The organism is Pseudoalteromonas rubra, from assembly GCF_005887115.1.
GTDB classification, from domain to species: Bacteria; Pseudomonadota; Gammaproteobacteria; order Enterobacterales; family Alteromonadaceae; genus Pseudoalteromonas; species Pseudoalteromonas rubra_F.
The window spans coordinates 1-314 of the sequence record NZ_PNCJ01000179.1 but is presented as its reverse complement, the minus strand read 5'-3'; the positions used below and the strand labels follow the sequence as shown (position 1 = coordinate 314).

1 pseudogene is annotated in these 314 nt (G+C 41.4%); it reads left to right on the top strand.

From position 1 onward, the window contains the following. Positions 1 to 314, top strand: a pseudogene (locus CWB98_RS23660) (hypothetical protein); the annotation flags it as partial.

Here is a 314-nt window from a genome sequence, read left to right as displayed (position 1 = left end):
ACCTTGCTCACCGCAGTTACCATCCATATATGCTCAATATCGCCGACATTTATGAGTTTTACGATATCTTTATCATCGATCCAAGTAATGGAAATGTTGTCTATTCTGTATTTAAAGAAGTTGATTTTGCTACATCACTGGAATCGGGTCCCTATGCCAATAGTAATCTAGCTTCTCTTTATCGAGAACTGAAGGACTCAACGGATCCGACAATCAGCGCTTTCGCAGACTACAAACAATATCTCCCCTCCTATAATGCACCCGCTAGTTTTATCGCCAAACCTATCGTGGTGAATGGCCAAACCGTTGCAATT